Origin of the sequence: Reichenbachiella sp. (assembly GCF_039969095.1) — a bacterium.
Lineage (GTDB): Bacteria > Bacteroidota > Bacteroidia > Cytophagales > Cyclobacteriaceae > Reichenbachiella.
Genome location: NZ_JBDVOL010000017.1, coordinates 126,842 through 143,247, shown reverse-complemented (window position 1 = coordinate 143,247; position 16,406 = coordinate 126,842). Strand labels below are relative to the sequence as shown.

The following is a 16,406-nucleotide window of genomic DNA, read 5'->3' as shown; positions in this document are numbered from 1 at the left end:
TGTGATCAAGATGCTCACAGATAAATTACTCTGACAGATGAACAAGCTTTAAGTGATATTTGTTTTTGTTCATGATGGCATGATTACAAATTCTCCAAAAGAAAATTAGTCATCATTGTGTACAAATGAATCTGAGTTTTAGTGCCTCGAAGGCTATGCGCTTTGTCAGGGTAGTAAAAGGAGTCGAACTGCTTTCCTTGATTGATCAGCTCATTTTGCAGGGTAACTGCATTTTGGAAATGCACGTTGTCATCTCCGGTACCATGAATCAATAGGTACTCAGAACGCAATTTCCCAGCATTTCTAATGATCGAATATTCGTTGTATCCTTCAGGGTTATCTTGGGGTCTTCGCAGGTATCTTTCTGAAAAAATGGTGTCATAGAATTTCCATAAAAATGGAGAAACAGCAATACCAGCTTTGAATACATCTGGACCCGTCTCTAGAGCTAAAGTAGAAACATATCCGCCATAGCTCCATCCCCAAATGCCAATTCTTTCTTTATCAACAAATGGAAGTGTGCCTAAATATTGGGCTGCTGCTACGTGATCCTGAGCTTCCATTTTACCCATTTTCAAATAGGTCATTTTCTTGAATTCTTCGCTTTTTCCACCCGTACCTCTACAGTCGATACCTACTACGATGTAACCCTTTTGTGCCAACAGCTGATGCCACATAAAATGCCTGCCTTGCCATTCATTTTTCACATCTTGCTTACCTGGTCCGCTGTATTGATAGATAAGCAGGGGATACTTCTTGGTACTATCCATATCAGCCGGCTGCACCATATAGGCGTTGAGTAGTTTCTTATCGGCAGCCTCTATTTCGAAGAGAATTTTTTCGGTCAACCCATACTCAATTACGGTTTCCTTGAGTTTTGCATTGTCTTTTAGCACTTTGACTAACTTGTTTCCTTTTGTGGACATGAGAGAAACTTCCAATGGACTGGTTGCAGATTCATTAAAACTGATATAATACTTGAAATCTTTGCTCATGTCAATAGTATTAATGCCAGGCTTTGTACTCAACTTCAGTTTGCCTTTTCCTTTATAATCTACATGATATACATGTCGGTTTAACGATGACCCCTCAGTGGAACTATAATATAGCACTGGTGTCTTCGAGCGTTGGTCTAGTGTGATTAATTTTTCAGCATTATAGGCTCCAGAAGTGGCCTTGTATTCTAATTGACCATCCATACGATGGATGTAGAAATGTTTGTAACCTTCACGCTCTGATGACATGAGAAAATGCGTACCGTTGTCCAGATAAATCCATTCATTCGTGTAAGTGGCGTGGATGTAAGTTTTTGTTTTGTCTGTCAGGATGTTGGTAGCTGATTTGAATTTGGTGCTATAGTGAAATATATCCTGTTGGTTTTGTAGTCTATTGAGTCTTTTAATCGCCAATATCTCTGGGTCTTTGGTCCATTGAACATTGGGGATGTAAATATCAGTTTCTTTACCTAAGTCTACAATTTGGGTAGTGTTGTCTTTTAGATTGTAAACTTTGATGGTTACAATAGAATTCTTTTCACCTGCTTTTGGGTACTTGTACTTATAGTCTCTTGGGTAGAGTGCGCCATCGTCCCAATATTGTAGATTGTATTCTTTTACTTCGGTTTCATCAAATCGATAATACGCCAATTTCTCGGAATTTGGAGACCAAAAAAATGCTTTGGTCATGTAAAGCTCTTCTTCATACACCCAATCGGCAGAGCCATTGATGATACGGCCTTTTTTTCCATCTTTGGTCACTTGGTGTTCACTCATATTGACCAATTTCACAAAGTATAGATTATTGTCACGTACGAAAGCTACGTTTTTATTGTCAGGAGAAATAGTGGCGTAGGATTGTCGTCCATTCGGTGAAAGTTTTTTCAGCTCTTCTCCTTTGAATGTAAAGATATAGTACTCAGCAGTAAATGATCTCCTATAGATTCTTTTCTTGTCAGTTTGAAGGAGAATTTTTGATTCGTCAGGCGTGAAGTTGTAATCGTCAATTTTCAGATTCAGTGCTTTACCGTCAATAATTACAGAATCAGACAGCCCTGTAGTCACATCATATCGTAAGATTTTATTTTCTTCTAGTGCTGTGTAATACTGCCCGTCATTCATCCAATTGAGACTTCTCACAGTCTCTTGTTTGAATAATTTCTTTTCGTAGATGTCAGAAACTGTGAGTTTCTTTTGAGCAGATGTGATTAATGCAAAAAGTAGCAGCAGTATCGTGAGATTCAGTTTCATAGTAAATGGTTTTTTGACTGATCACAAATATAAAATAATGCCTGAAAGTGCCTAGTGTTTAATCAAGTGTCCTTAGATGGATGATTTTGAATGGTTAAGGAGAGCAAACCTTACAGGCTTTCAAAACCTGTAAGGTTTCAATGTTCAACAATCCTCCTCACACTCACAAACCCCACCCACATTGCACCGTAAGTGCTCAATAAAATTATTGATGTAAGCAGGCGCTTCGGGCTGATGGAGATGTGCTGCATACCACGTTCTGTATAATCCTTTTTTTGTGACAGGCACTAATTCAAGATTGTTATCAGTCAAATAGGGCTTTACCATCCAACTGGCCATGACTTGTACACCTAAGCCTGCTTTAATCATTTGCAGTACAGCATCCGTCACTTGTATGGGCATTACCTTTTTGGGTTTTACGCTTTCTGGCATCAATACTTGGTTGAACAAAGTAACAGATTCAATGGGGTAAGAATGAATAAATACATTCTGTTCTCTAAAATCTTCGGCCTCTACGTAGGGTTTTTTGGTCCATGGATGACCTGCGGGCACTACAGCCATCATTTCATCCCGAAACAATTCGGTATAAGTCAGCGCAGGATGCTCATTGTAATCGCTTGTGATTGCCAAATCCAATTCCCCATCCAAAATTAATTTGTCCGGGTTTTCTGTGACTCCAGGAAATATTTCAATATCTACTTTGGGAAACTCCTTATTGAAATCTATCATTAAAGTCGGTAACCAATGGTAGCACGTATAACACTGGGTAGCCAGTCGAACGAGCCCTTTATCTCCATTCACGTACTTTTTGATTGAATTTTCGGTTCGGTCAATTTCTTTCAGGATTTTCTTAGCAGAATCTAAGACAATCTGCCCTGCACCTGTGAGAATGAGTTTCTTATTGACCCGATGAAAGAGTTGAGCACCAAGGTGTGTTTCTATTTCCTTGAGTTGATGGCTCAATGCGGATTGTGATAAATAAAGGTTTTCCATGGCTTTAGTTAAGCTGCCTTTGTCGGCCACTTCCCGTACCAGTTTGAGATGGCGTAGTTCCATTGGTTTGTTTTGAGGTATTAGTTTTATTCATGGAATTGACTAAATCAATTCATCCAATTCATGGAACGAAATTTTAAGTCGGGCGTTTCATTCCTCATCATTTAATTTTTTATAGCGGGAACTTTTCCGCTAGACTCTAAACATAATCGATATGGAAACACCAGCACTACATTTGAAAATTGCCAAGCTGAATGGACAAGGGTGCATTCAGATCGAGCAACCTGAGAAGCTACAAAGGCGAACCACCACAACCAGTGAATTCGACTTAGTAGAATATCTCAAGGAAGTAAAGACTCCTCATATTGGACTCATGTCTTTCATCAAATAACCAACGAAAGTCTCGTTGGTGCTATCGCCATCGGAACTAAAAACTGTTGGCGGTAGCCAAAAACTTTGTCTTAATTTTACAACCTATGAAACTAAAAAACCTACTCTTGCTATTATTGTTGGCGACCCTTTGGGGACCATCATTTCTATTTATCAAAATAGCCGTAGTTGAAATTTCACCAATTACTTTGGCGGCTTTAAGGATTGGGCTGGCTGCTGTACTTTTAAATATATGGCTTCTGATCAAAGGCTATGAATTCAACAGATCATGGAATTTTTGGAAGCACGTGACGATTGCAGGCTTTTTTGCGCACGCCATACCATTTGCTTTGATCAACTGGGGCGAGCAGTACATAGATAGCTCGATCGCCTCTATTCTGAATGGATTGACTCCATTAGCAACAGTTTTAATTGCCAACTTTGCGATTGCTGATGAGCGCATGACTGTAGAACGAATCGTTGGAACTACTCTTGGTTTTATTGGTTTGTTGGTGCTTGTTTCACCTGAGCTAGTCTCTGGTGTAGATGCTTCTGTATTAGGCATTGTAGCAGTGGCCGTAGCTGCGATTTCTTATGGTGTCGCTTTGGTGTATTCTAGGTTGCACTTGATGAAAGAGAAGCCGTTGTATGCACCAAGCTCTCAACTATTAGTCACGTCTGTTTATTTAATTCCTTTTGCGTTGATGGTTGAGGGACCAGCTTCCTGGGCGACATTGTCATGGGAATCGATAGGATCGCTTGTCATTTTAGGGACCTTTGGGACCGCTCTCGCTTTTGTGATTTATTATAAAATATTAGCTAGTGCCAGTGCTTCCTACCTCTCTTTGGTCACTTACTTGATGCCGATATATGGCGTAGCTTTAGGGGTAATATTTTTGGATGAAATTTTGGCTGTTGAAGCTATTATAGGTGCAGCTCTAATATTATTTGGCATCATGATAGCCAATAAAACTATTAGCATTCCTCTCGGCAGGAAAGCGATTAAAGTGACTTAATCTTATCATGGAATCCATGTAAGTTTATCTTATTTTGGTATAGATAGGCAGCCGACTAACGGGTCGGCTGCTGTTATATTAGAGCATCACCAGTGCTTCCATATAAAGTTTAGTGAGCTTTTCTTCATAATGCACGAAATCCTCAAATATCGGTATCCAGCCTGTTTTAACGCTTTTAGCAAATTCCATCGCTTCTTCATCATTTACGTCCACACCTACGATATAAAAAGGACTGAGTACATTGACATGGGACATCATATTGCTAGCTTCTGTTCCATTTTGTTCAAGTAATAGCTGCATGGCGTAAATTTCAGCCAGTTTTCTGTACAACTTGTATGAAATATGCTGACTAATTGAATTTTCCTGAGCGATCTGCCAAGCGTAATTTTTCACACTTGCTGATTTGAGACGTAGGATTACATTTTCAGGGTTTTTAGATAATTGGATTAATATGTCTTTATGGTAAGCTAGTTTATCTTCGACTTCTATAAAATTTTCTTGAATTTCGAGTTTGACACCTTCAAGGTAATGGCTTACCCTTTCTTGTTCAATTTGATTGCTGTAGTAGGTGTTGAGCCCAAAAGCTAGTAAAATACCTAGTACTACAGTGACAAATTCGATCAGATAATTGGTCCAAGGTAAATTCTTCATGCCTATTTTATTTTATGAGCATGAAAATACTAAATCTCTATTGAATTACATATTCCTTCTATACTGACCGCCCACTTCAAAAAGCGCATTGGTAACCTGCCCCAAAGAACAATGTTTAACACATTCCATTAAAGCGTCGAAAATGTTTTCGTTGTGAATGGCAGTCTCCTGTAGTTTCTTCAACGCAGAATCGGATTCTTTACTACTGAATTCTTTCAAATTGTTCAACATTTCTATCTGATACTCTTTTTCATCAGTTGTAGCTCTAATAACCTCTTGTGGAATTACAGTCGGGGAGCCTTTAGACGAAAGGAAAGTGTTCACTCCAATAATTGGGAATTCGCCAGTATGCTTCAAGGTCTCATAGTATAAGCTCTCCTCCTGAATTTTACTTCGTTGGTACATGGTTTCCATCGCACCCAATACGCCTCCTCTTTCTGTGATTCTGTCAAACTCATCTAGTACGGCTTCTTCCACCAAATCAGTCAGTTCTTCGATGATAAATGAGCCTTGAATTGGATTTTCATTTTTGGCTAGACCAAGTTCTCTGTTGATAATCAACTGGATGGCCATCGCTCGTCTTACAGATTCCTCAGTAGGTGTAGTGATCGCTTCGTCATAGGCATTGGTATGCAATGAATTACAATTGTCGTAAATCGCATAAAGTGCTTGAAGAGTGGTTCGGATATCGTTGAAATCGATCTCTTGTGCATGCAATGATCTGCCGCTAGTCTGAATGTGATACTTCAGCATTTGTGAACGACTATCTGCTCCGTACTTTAGTTTCATGGCTTTCGCCCAAATTCTTCTGGCCACTCGACCGATCACCGCATATTCTGGATCAATACCGTTCGAGAAGAAGAAAGATAGATTTGGCGCGAATTTGTTGATATCCATGCCTCTCGAGACATAATATTCCACGAAGGTGAAACCGTTGGATAGCGTTAAAGCCAATTGGGTAATTGGGTTAGCGCCTGCTTCAGCAATGTGATAGCCCGAAATGGATACAGAATAGAAATTTCTCACATTCTGATCGATGAAATACTGCTGTACATCACCCATCACACGCAATGAAAACTCTGTAGAGAAAATGCAGGTGTTTTGTGCCTGGTCTTCTTTTAGAATATCGGCTTGGACAGTTCCTCGAACTTTGGTCAAAGTATCTACTTTGATTTTATTGTAGATCTCTGCGTCCAGTACCTGATCGCCAGTGACGCCAAGTAGCATCAAACCTAATCCATCATTGCCTTCTGGCAATTCGCCATTATATCTTGGGCGTTTGTCTTCTCGGCCTTTGTAGATGGCAGCTATCTTTTTCTCAATTTCTTTTTCGAGGCTATTTTCTTTGATGTACAATTCGCATTGCTGATCTATAGCGGCATTCATAAAGAAAGCGCAGATCGTTGCTGCAGGACCGTTGATGGTCATGGATACTGAGGTAGTCGGATCTGAAAGATTGAAGCCAGAATAAAGTTTCTTGGCATCATCCAAACAGCAGATGTTTACCCCAGAATTACCAATTTTTCCATAAATATCAGGTCTATGATCCGGGTCTTCCCCATAAAGTGTGACGGAATCAAAGGCTGTAGATAATCTTGCTGCAGGAAGTCCTTTGGATACGTAATGAAACCTTCTGTTAGTTCTTTCGGGGCCACCTTCTCCAGCAAACATTCTAGTTGGGTCTTCGCCTTGTCTTTTGAATGGAAATACGCCAGCGGTGTATGGAAATTCACCGGGTACGTTTTCTTGCAAGTTCCATTTCAAAATATCACCCCAACCTTCGTACTTCGGTAAGGAAACCTTTGGGATTTTGGTATGAGAAAGTGACTCAGACTTGGTTTGAACTTTGATGTCTTTGCCTCTGACTTGGTAAACAAATTCGTCTGAATTGTAGTTGTCTACTTTGGCTTGCCATTCGTCCAATATTTGTTGATTTCTAGGGTCGAAATCAAGGGAAGTTTCTTTGTAGAGCTCTTTAAGTTTACTATTCAGCGCTTCATCCTGCGACAAGCGCATGGTCTTGTCTATTCCGTATAGGTTTTGGGCAATTTGCCTTTGCTTTTCTGCCCATTGATCATATTCTCGAATACTATCGGAGATTTCAGATAGATAACGGGTTCTTTTAGGTGGGATGATAAAGATTTTCTCAGACATCTCCTCCGAAGATTCGAATGAGGACCTCAAATCAGCACCAGTTTTTTCAGCAATTGAATCCATGATAATCCGATAGAGCTTGTTCATTCCCGGGTCGTTGAATTGAGAAGCAATGGTACCAAAAACAGGCAAGTCATCTACATTGGCATCAAAGAGTTGGTGGTTTCTTTGGTATTGTTTTTTAACATCTCGAAGAGCATCTAGTGCACCTCTTTTATCAAACTTATTCAGTGCAATAATGTCAGCGAAGTCTAACATGTCGATTTTTTCCAACTGAGTGGCTGCTCCATACTCAGGAGTCATTACATACAAAGACAGATCAGAATGTTCTATAATTTCTGTATCTGATTGACCAATACCACTTGTTTCTAAAATCACTAAATCATACCCTGCCGTTTTCACCACGTTCACGGCTTCTTGTACATATTTAGATAGCGCGAGATTTGATTGTCTGGTCGCTAATGAGCGCATATATACGCGCGAATTGTTGATGGCATTCATGCGAATACGATCACCTAGTAAAGCACCGCCAGTTTTCCTTTTTGAAGGATCTACAGAGATGATGGCAATATTTTTATCCTCAAAATCAATCAAAAACCTTCTGACTAATTCGTCCACTAATGAAGATTTTCCAGCTCCACCAGTTCCTGTTATTCCTAAAACGGGTGTTGTTGAAGTTTCAGATTTTTTATCAATATCTTTAAGTAAATCTGCAGATTGTTCAGGAAAATTTTCTGCAGCTGAAATAATTCTGGCAATTGACTTGGCATCTTTTTTATCTACCTGTTTGAATTCTCCGTTTAAATTTTCTCCGATAGCAAAATCACTTGATTTGACCATATCATTGATCATGCCTTGAAGTCCCATGGCTCGGCCATCGTCAGGTGAGTAAATTCTCGAGATTCCATATTGATGGAGCTCTTCTATTTCAGTAGGTAAGATAGTTCCACCTCCACCACCAAAAATTTTAATGTGCCCACTTCCTTTTTCATTGAGTAGGTCGTACATGTATTTGAAATATTCCACATGTCCACCTTGATAGGAAGTAATCGCTATGGCCTGAGCATCTTCTTGTATGGCACAGTTGACAATTTCATTTACTGAACGGTTATGCCCCAAATGAATCACTTCTACACCCGTAGACTGGATAATTCTCCGCATGATATTGATAGCGGCGTCGTGCCCATCGAACAGCGATGCTGCGGTAACTATACGGATGTGATTTTTTGGATGATATGGATTGATTTTGTTTTGGGTCATACCTGTGAAATTTTAAGACCGCAAAGCTAAATAATAAATTGTTTTTCGCTGTTTTAATTAAAGAAAGGATAATTCAATAAATCTGTGATAGAAGCTTACCAAAGCTAATTTTGATAGAAATCGATTTGAAGGAACTCAGAATGGATTGAGGATTTTCGCTAAAATGGTTATATATATCGTACAAGTTTAAAGGAGGTTTTTTGGGATTCTCCGTCTCGCACATATTTTACCACAATTTTTTTACCTGGTTTCAGTCTTAATAGAGTAGAAAAGTCCGAGAATTTCAAGCTTTCAAGTGAATAACCATTAATAGTTTCAATCCTGTCTCCTACTCTTAATCCTGCTTCAAATGCCGGCGAGTTTACTCTTACAGAACTCACTCTCAATTTATCCAAGTTTTTGCCATCAGCTACTATATTCATACCACTCATATCATGTTCAAATCCTTTGTTGTACAGGCTGCTTTTTTTGAGGTATAAATTACTTCCAAAGTAGTCAAAAACAACATTAAACCTAGATAGTAGTTCTCCTCCTATCGTTCCATTTCGGCTGCCACGTTTAATCGCTGCACCATAATCTCCTTCGATTGGAAAAGTAGCAATGGGCTCTTCAAATTCGAATTTGCCCACTTTGATAGATGTCATTCTTCCAAGGTAACCATTGATGTTTCCTCCAAGACCACGGCCTATGACTGAAGTAATATTTTGTTCAGGGATAAGAGACTCGTCTTCAGGATTATCCAGTAATACGGCGTGACTTGCACCTGAATCAACCATTAAATGCATTTTTCTTCCTTCTTCTTCGTTTTTCATCATCGTAACCTCGATATACGGTTTTGTGTTGACTACTCTCATAGGGATTTTACGATAGGATCGCTTAGCTCGAAATTTTTTTGGTTCGTGGAGTACTAAGTAATTTTCATCGTAATTGATTTCTACAACAAATCGACTAAAAATGTCATAACCAATAACTCCAAACACATCGGTACCAAGATTATTCTTCAATTCCAAATAATCTTCTTCTAATACAAGAAGTGCTTGGTTTATGCCTGATTCTACTCCTCCAGGTAGACTAAGAGATACTTGTTGAGCAATTTTTGCCTTGATTGAATCCTCAGCTCCTGGCCCTTGAATAGTAATGTTTTTAGTGTAATTAAGTCCTAAATAATCTCCAAATACTTTTTCTGTAAGAATTGGATATTGAACTCCAGTATCTAATATGAATTTGAGAGTAAGTGAATGATTGATAGTGATCGGAATTACGATCAGATTATTGTATCGCTCAAATGGAATGTATGTTTTGTGCACGTCAGGCGGAAAATCAAAGCCCACTTGTTGAGACACACCTTGCCTTACTAATAATAGAAGGGTAAATAATAATAAGTATGTTCTCAATTGTTTCATATCTCGCGCCTCGGTGTCTGAATATTTAACAATCTGGGACAGAAGAATCCCTTATGGAAAGGAATAATTTACAATAAAAAGTATGAAAAAGCTACACGAACGGTAGTTTATTAGGATAGATGTCGTTATTGTACAAGATATAAACGGCACTAGACTGGTATTTGAATAGGCATTTCCATTCATCTTTTTACATTTGCAGAAAAAACCTCATGTTAAGACGACCCAGAAGAAATAGAAAAACGTCTGCGATAAGAAATATGGTTGAAGAAACCAGACTTTCCACGCATGATTTTATGTACCCCTTGTTTCTATTGGAAGGCAAGTCTCAGTCTGTAGAGGTGGAGTCTATGCCTGGTATTCATAGACTTACAATTGACTTGATGCTTAAGGAAATTGAAGATTGTATGAATCTTGGCATAATGTCTTTTGATATTTTTCCTGTGGTCGAAGAAAAGCATAAAGACAAGCTGGCTACTAAAAGTCACAACCCTGATTTCTTTTATTTGAAGGCATTAGAACAGATTAAAGAAAAGTTTCCTGAAGCTTGTATCATGACAGACGTGGCGATGGATCCATATAGCACGGATGGTCATGATGGTATTGTAGATGAGTATGGAAACATTCTAAATGATGAATCATTAGAAGTGCTGGGCGCAATGGCATTAGCACAGGCTGAAACAGGAGTTGACATCATAGGTCCTTCTGATATGATGGATGGTAGAGTTGAATATATCAGAGATATTTTAGATGATAATGGTTTTGAGGACACTTCAATTATGTCTTACACAGCAAAATATGCAAGTGCATTCTATGGGCCATTCAGGGATGCTTTAGACTCAGCTCCAAAGTCTGGAGATAAAAAGACTTATCAAATGAACCCAGCCAATTTAAGAGAAGCTATTATTGAAGCTGAACTCGATGAAGAAGAAGGTGCGGACTTTCTAATGGTCAAACCGGCTTTGGCCTATTTGGATGTCATTAAATTACTTCGAGACAATTTTGATCTGCCGATAGCAGCATACAATGTGTCTGGAGAGTATGCCATGATTAAAGCTGCTGCTCAAAAAGGATGGCTCGACAATGACAGTACTATGATGGAAATGCTATTGAGTATGAAGCGAGCAGGTGCTAAAGTAATCCTGACTTATTTTGCGAAAGAAGCTGCGCAGTTGATAAAATAAAAAACACCTCTTCAAGAGTAGAAGAAGTGTTTTAAAATTCCAATTCATACGACCTATTCCGAATCTTTCCAATAGCTAATTATTCGGACCTTATGGTAATTTTTTTAGTTTTAAAGAAAACCCAAGTTCTACTATAGAACTTGGATTCTCATAAACTGCGCTTTCTTGATACAAGTATATAAAGCAAAACCATCCTAGAATTTTATATTCGATGGACGAATAGAATGACTCGATCACCATTGCAAAAAAAACGGTGATTCGACAAGAAGCCATATGGCGTCGACCAGTACTAGAATATGAAGGATTAATAAATTTTGGAGGTTAAATAAACTCCATAATGCCCGATTTGCTCATTGAATTGAGGGATCTCAATTTCGAAATCAGCTTATTTCTGAAGTCGGAGCTTATGTTGGGAAACCGATCAAGGATGACAAAATTATGAGACTGATTACTATTTCTAATAGTATCAATGTATCGTTTTTTGTCTCCGAATTGATATTCCTTCTCAGCGGGATTGTACCAAATGAATTCAGTCTTCATTTATTCAAATAGTAGAATTAGTAAATGGGATATTCCAAAAGTACAAAAAAGGGTGAGTTTTAATATGATTTTTTGAGAAAAAATTGCTAAGGAATAGCAAGTGAAGATTTGGATGACCATTGCCAGGAAAGGATGGCTCCTGATATCAAGTGCCATACACCCCACCACGCAGCAATAATGGCCATTCCTCCAAGTCCATTGAAATAGTCAAAGATAATCACCAGTGCCAACCCTGAATTTTGGATGCCTGTTTCAATCGCGATACTTCGAGTTTCAGGTTGTCCCAACTTGAAAAACTTGGCTAATGAAAATCCTGTAGTCAGCGCCAGTGCATTGTGAATGAGCACTAGAACTAGAAAATTGAAAATGTAATCTACGAAGTGATTAAAATTTGAGGTTAGGGCACCAACTATGAATGCTGCAAAGATAATAATAGAGAGACGCTTGATGGGTTTGGCAATTTTTAAAGTGGTTTTTGGGTATTTTTTATTGACATACATGCCAAGGGCTAGTGGGATAACCAAAATGAAAATGACGGTTACAACCACATCTAAAATATCGAGTTTTACAGCTTGTAAAATAGAGGCTGTAGGTTGGTATTGGTTGGCCCAAAATGTAAAATTTAGTGGAGTAGTTATGAATGCCAAAGATGAAGTTATCGCCGTCAGACTAACAGAAAGGGCGACATTACCATTGGACAAACTAGCATAAAAATTAGACACATTTCCTCCTGGGCAGGCAGCTACTAGCATCATGCCGAGCGCCATACTTGGCGACGGTTCTAGCAAAAACACCAATACGAAAGTAAGAAGAGGCAAAAGAAGAAGTTGAGACACTAATCCAATAAAAATGGGTTTTGGCGCTTTGAGTAAGTATTTAAAATGATGGATTTTTAAGTCAAGTGCCACTCCAAACATAATTAGGGCGATACAAGCATTTAATAAGAGTAAAGATTCTTTATTAAAGGAAAGAGCGACGTGATCTAAATTTTCATACATATGAATAAGAATATTGTCGCAATATATTTGAAAACAAAGAGATATTCTAGCCGTTTAATTTGGCTTCGTACGAATCAGTATCATTCAGAATTTTAAGAGCCTCTTTGATTTCTTCATCTTTATTGAGTGCTGCCTCTACTTGACCAGATGTATAGTAGTATCTCAAAATGATTTGTTTTTCGAGTTGATTTTTTATTTCTGTTTTGAAAGTGGTTAAACCATTTGATTTTATTTTTTCAACAGAAGTTCCAATGTTTTCAATTTCAGAAATCAACTTATTGTAAACATCGTCCTCTGTAGCGGCTTCTTTTAGAAGTTCTAACGTGTTTTCTACTTGGGAAGGGTTGTCAAAACTTTTTGTTTTCATCCAAAGCACAAATTCTTGATACTCTTCATCTGATAGTTGAAAGTTTTGAGGAGAATCTATGCTATCATGAGCGTAATAGTAGTTTGTTGCATATTCGAATATCAATCCACTTTCGGAAAGATTTTCAGCATATGACGAAGGCGTCGGTTTGGAAACGATTATATCTGGATCAATTCCTCCTCCATCATACACAATTCTGTTGTTAGTGGTACGAAATTCTGTTTTTAATGAGTCGGCTACTTTTGTAGCGCTACCATCTGCTTTTCGCTGGGCATAGTCTAATGCTTGGATACACCTTCCACTTGGGATGTAATATTTGGCAGTTGTTACTTTAAGTTGAGAGTTGAAGGACAACTTTCTTGATACTTGAACCAATCCTTTACCGTATGATTTTTGACCAATGACCACCGCTCTGTCATAATCCTGAAGCACACCTGAAACGATCTCTGAGGCGGAAGCACTACCGTCGTTGATAACAACGGCAATTGGAATATTTAAATCTAAAGGTTCAGATTGAGCATTATATGAATGACTCTGCGCATCTATTTTCCCTCTGGTATCTACAATTTTGGATCCTTTTGGAACGAATAAATTGCAGATATCCACTGCTTCATTGAGTAGGCCCCCAGGATTTTCTCTGAGATCAATGATCAATTTGGTTGCGCCTTTTTCTTTTAACTCTAAGACAGTTTTTTTGACATCATCCGCTGCATCCCTGGTAAATTCACTTAATCGAAGATATCCAGTTGAATTGTTTAGTACCGTAAAATAACTGATGTTAGGAATTACTATTTTTTCTCTTTTAGTTGTAAAATTGAATTTTTCAGTGCCATTCCGCAATATTTTTACTTGGATGTCAGAGCCTGACTGACCCTTCATCAATTTGCCAGCTTGTTCGTCAGATAGATTGGTCAATGGAACTCCATCTACTTCTGTTATCACATCACCAATTTTAATTCCTGCTTTCATAGCAGGAGAATTTTCATAGAGATTGAGCACTATATGTTCGTCATTAATTTTATTTGACTGGATTCCCAGTCCTCCATATTCTCCTGTAGCATTGGTTCTAAAATCCTCAATATCGTCTTCTGGGATATAGACCGTATACGGATCTAATTTTTCAAGCATGGCATCGATGCTTGTTCTAATCAAAGTGTTAGGATTTACATCATCAACATAATACTTGTTGATTTCAGAGTAGAGTGAAGCAAAAATCTCAAGATTTTTTGCCATTTCGAAGTGTTTATCATCACTTGAAAAGGAAAAAATACTGATCAGAAATACTGGTAGCAGAACCCCACCGATTATAATATTTTTTACTTTACCCTTCAATTTCATATCTATCTAATACGGGAATATGATTTTTTGTTGCCTTCAGTAATGCTTAAGCAATGAAATTTAATTCTAAATGTCAAAAGTAAGTATATTTTGAATAAGTAGGCCTTGTTGTATATTCATGAAATAATTCTGTTAAAGATTAATATAATGCAGATAAGTTATATCTTCATGTAGATTACATATAATGCTCAAATCATGATTCAAATTCGCTTGAAGTCTATAGTTCTTATAGTTTCTATTTGCACCATTTTTCTATCTCAAAACTCTTTGGCTCAAGAAAATATAGCAACAACTAGACCCACCTTATCAGTAGGCCCCTGGGTATTGCCAGAGCATAGTTTTCAATACGAACAAGGTGCTCAGTATGTGGACGTATCTGGTGAAAGTATGGCGTATGATGCTATGTTTAGAGCGTCGCTTTCAAGATCCACAGAAATACGAGTTATGGTGCCGTCTCTAGAATATAAATTTGCAACGTTCGGCGTAAAGTGGATGATGCTACAACCAGAAGGTAACAAACCAGGCGTCGGTTTCTCTGTCAATATGGGAACAAAAGTGAATGCATCCGATTCTGAGCAAAATTTTCAGGTTTTGGGCTATCGAGTCGCGGTAAATAAAAAACTGTCGGATAATCTAGTTGGCTTTGTAAATGCTGGAAAGGCTGGGGACGGGTATTTTGGCGATGTTACTCTGGCCTATGGGATAGGTGATAAGTTCACAATAACTGGTGAATATTGGCATCACGAATATTGGCAACAGCTACATACTTCCTTTATGTATTTAATTAATTCTGAAACACAAGTGGATATTAATGGAGGTTATTTGATGAATGCTGTGGGCGACTATACTATTGGAATTGGTTTTGCCAGAAGATTTAAATACAACGGGCCAAGAAACGATAATTACTAATGGTTCGTGATAAGACTTCTAGATATTGAAATAATATACTAACCCGGTGGGTTGTTAAGTCTAGCCGCGCAGTTCAAACAAAACCTGGATCGCTTTGGCAAATCATCTTCACCACAATTTGAACAGGTCACTGGCCCCAATTTTCTAGCATCTGTCATCATTTGGCTAGTTACAATACCGGTTGGGACAGCTATGATAGCATATCCTAAAATCATTAAAACAGATGCAGCCGTCTGCCCAAATATGGTCTGCGGAGCAATGTCTCCATAACCTACTGTGGTAATCGTCACAATCGCCCAATAGATGCTTTTTGGGATGCTGGTAAAACCATTTTTACCGCCTTCGATCAAATACATCATCGTACCAGCGATGACCACAATACAGACGACCGTACCCATGAAGACCACTATCTTGTGCCTACTTCCCCACAGCGCAGTACCGAGCTGCTGTGCACCACCCATGAAGTGCGTCAACTTCAAAATCCGGAATACCCGAATCAGTCTAAAAGAGCGGATCACAGATAAGGAGTGGGTGCCAACGATAAAGAAACTGAGATAGGTAGGTACGAGCGAGAGTAAATCTACGATGCCCATAAAACTAGTTACATACTTCAGAGGTCTGGGTGAAGATAAAATACGTGCGAGATATTCTATAGAAAACAGGAAGGTAAATCCCCACTCGATCATTCGAAGCTCTTCGCCATAGTGTGTTTCTATGTCGTTTACACTTTCTAGCATTACGATCAACACACTGGTCAAAATGGCAACTAACAGCGCCAAGTCAAATAACCTTCCAGCTGCGGTATGATAACCAAAGATTACTTCATGTATCTTTTGTTGCCATTTTTTCATGTTAGAGTAATCTTGATCCATTTTGATTGAACTTGCTGGGACAAGTAAAATTAGTTCGTTGTTGAAATTGCCTTAAAAGTAATAATTTAAGCTTAATCTATCGTGAAATGTAGATTAGGTGACCCATGAA

The 16,406-nt window shown here is 38.4% G+C and carries 12 protein-coding genes; 4 read left to right on the top strand and 8 right to left on the bottom strand.

What is annotated here, in order from left to right:
- Positions 1–83: 83 nt before the first annotated feature.
- On the bottom strand, positions 84–2,246 hold the full coding sequence (locus ABJH98_RS18775) for a S9 family peptidase (protein WP_348309318.1): 2,163 nt from the start codon (positions 2,244–2,246) through the stop codon (positions 84–86).
- Between the two features lie 144 nt (positions 2,247–2,390).
- Complete coding sequence (locus ABJH98_RS18770; RefSeq protein ID WP_348309317.1) at positions 2,391–3,302, bottom strand: LysR family transcriptional regulator; 912 nt, start codon at positions 3,300–3,302, stop codon at positions 2,391–2,393.
- A 151-nt stretch (positions 3,303–3,453) separates the two neighbouring features.
- Here ABJH98_RS18770 and ABJH98_RS18765 point away from each other — a divergent pair, with 151 nt between their 5' ends.
- Positions 3,454–3,630 carry a hypothetical protein gene (locus tag ABJH98_RS18765; protein WP_348309316.1) on the top strand — a complete coding sequence of 59 codons (177 nt, stop codon included), beginning with the start codon at positions 3,454–3,456 and terminating at the stop codon, positions 3,628–3,630.
- A gap of 85 nt (positions 3,631–3,715) precedes the next feature.
- Positions 3,716–4,624: a DMT family transporter gene (locus ABJH98_RS18760; protein WP_348309315.1), complete on the top strand. Its 909-nt coding sequence runs from the start codon at positions 3,716–3,718 to the stop codon at positions 4,622–4,624.
- A 78-nt stretch (positions 4,625–4,702) separates the two neighbouring features.
- Here ABJH98_RS18760 and ABJH98_RS18755 read toward each other — a convergent pair whose 3' ends face one another.
- The 3 genes from ABJH98_RS18755 to ABJH98_RS18745 form a co-directional block, all read right to left on the bottom strand.
- Entirely contained in the window at positions 4,703–5,275 is a 573-nt protein-coding gene (locus ABJH98_RS18755; protein WP_348309314.1) for a hypothetical protein, read from the bottom strand.
- Between the two features lie 45 nt (positions 5,276–5,320).
- The gene (locus ABJH98_RS18750; protein WP_348309313.1) at positions 5,321–8,689 is read right to left on the bottom strand and encodes a methylmalonyl-CoA mutase family protein; all 3,369 of its coding nucleotides are present in this window, start codon (positions 8,687–8,689) and stop codon (positions 5,321–5,323) included.
- Positions 8,690–8,856: 167 nt separating this feature from the next.
- A complete protein-coding gene (locus ABJH98_RS18745; protein WP_348309312.1) occupies positions 8,857–10,092 on the bottom strand; it encodes an aspartyl protease family protein in 1,236 nt (411 codons plus the stop codon).
- 209 nt (positions 10,093–10,301) lie between these two features.
- Here ABJH98_RS18745 and hemB point away from each other — a divergent pair, with 209 nt between their 5' ends.
- Positions 10,302–11,273 (top strand): porphobilinogen synthase, encoded by a 972-nt coding sequence (gene hemB, locus ABJH98_RS18740; protein WP_348309311.1) that lies wholly within the window; start codon positions 10,302–10,304, stop codon positions 11,271–11,273.
- A gap of 626 nt (positions 11,274–11,899) precedes the next feature.
- On the opposite strand, the gene ABJH98_RS18735 is transcribed toward hemB, so the two are convergent.
- Both ABJH98_RS18735 and ABJH98_RS18730 read right to left on the bottom strand, forming a co-directional pair.
- Positions 11,900–12,811 carry a bile acid:sodium symporter family protein gene (locus ABJH98_RS18735; protein WP_348309310.1) on the bottom strand — a complete coding sequence of 304 codons (912 nt, stop codon included), beginning with the start codon at positions 12,809–12,811 and terminating at the stop codon, positions 11,900–11,902.
- Positions 12,812–12,857: 46 nt separating this feature from the next.
- Complete coding sequence (locus ABJH98_RS18730; RefSeq protein WP_348309309.1) at positions 12,858–14,411, bottom strand: S41 family peptidase; 1,554 nt, start codon at positions 14,409–14,411, stop codon at positions 12,858–12,860.
- A gap of 300 nt (positions 14,412–14,711) precedes the next feature.
- On the opposite strand from ABJH98_RS18730, the gene ABJH98_RS18725 reads away from it, so the two are divergent.
- Positions 14,712–15,425 (top strand): hypothetical protein, encoded by a 714-nt coding sequence (locus ABJH98_RS18725; protein ID WP_348309308.1) that lies wholly within the window; start codon positions 14,712–14,714, stop codon positions 15,423–15,425.
- A 38-nt stretch (positions 15,426–15,463) separates the two neighbouring features.
- Here the strand turns inward: ABJH98_RS18725 and ABJH98_RS18720 are convergent, their stop codons facing one another.
- A complete protein-coding gene (locus tag ABJH98_RS18720) occupies positions 15,464–16,297 on the bottom strand; it encodes an ion transporter (protein ID WP_348309307.1) in 834 nt (277 codons plus the stop codon).
- Positions 16,298–16,406 lie beyond the last annotated feature (109 nt).

Coding starts and splice junctions, on each gene's coding strand:
- ABJH98_RS18775 (WP_348309318.1), bottom strand. CDS start 2,246: ATGAAACTGAATCTCACGATACTGCTGCTACTTTTTGCATTAATCACA.
- ABJH98_RS18770 (WP_348309317.1), bottom strand. CDS start 3,302: ATGGAACTACGCCATCTCAAACTGGTACGGGAAGTGGCCGACAAAGGC.
- ABJH98_RS18765 (WP_348309316.1), top strand. CDS start 3,454: ATGGAAACACCAGCACTACATTTGAAAATTGCCAAGCTGAATGGACAA.
- ABJH98_RS18760 (WP_348309315.1), top strand. CDS start 3,716: ATGAAACTAAAAAACCTACTCTTGCTATTATTGTTGGCGACCCTTTGG.
- ABJH98_RS18755 (WP_348309314.1), bottom strand. CDS start 5,275: ATGAAGAATTTACCTTGGACCAATTATCTGATCGAATTTGTCACTGTA.
- ABJH98_RS18750 (WP_348309313.1), bottom strand. CDS start 8,689: ATGACCCAAAACAAAATCAATCCATATCATCCAAAAAATCACATCCGT.
- ABJH98_RS18745 (WP_348309312.1), bottom strand. CDS start 10,092: ATGAAACAATTGAGAACATACTTATTATTATTTACCCTTCTATTATTA.
- hemB (WP_348309311.1), top strand. CDS start 10,302: ATGTTAAGACGACCCAGAAGAAATAGAAAAACGTCTGCGATAAGAAAT.
- ABJH98_RS18735 (WP_348309310.1), bottom strand. CDS start 12,811: ATGTATGAAAATTTAGATCACGTCGCTCTTTCCTTTAATAAAGAATCT.
- ABJH98_RS18730 (WP_348309309.1), bottom strand. CDS start 14,411: ATGGCAAAAAATCTTGAGATTTTTGCTTCACTCTACTCTGAAATCAAC.
- ABJH98_RS18725 (WP_348309308.1), top strand. CDS start 14,712: ATGATTCAAATTCGCTTGAAGTCTATAGTTCTTATAGTTTCTATTTGC.
- ABJH98_RS18720 (WP_348309307.1), bottom strand. CDS start 16,297: ATGGATCAAGATTACTCTAACATGAAAAAATGGCAACAAAAGATACAT.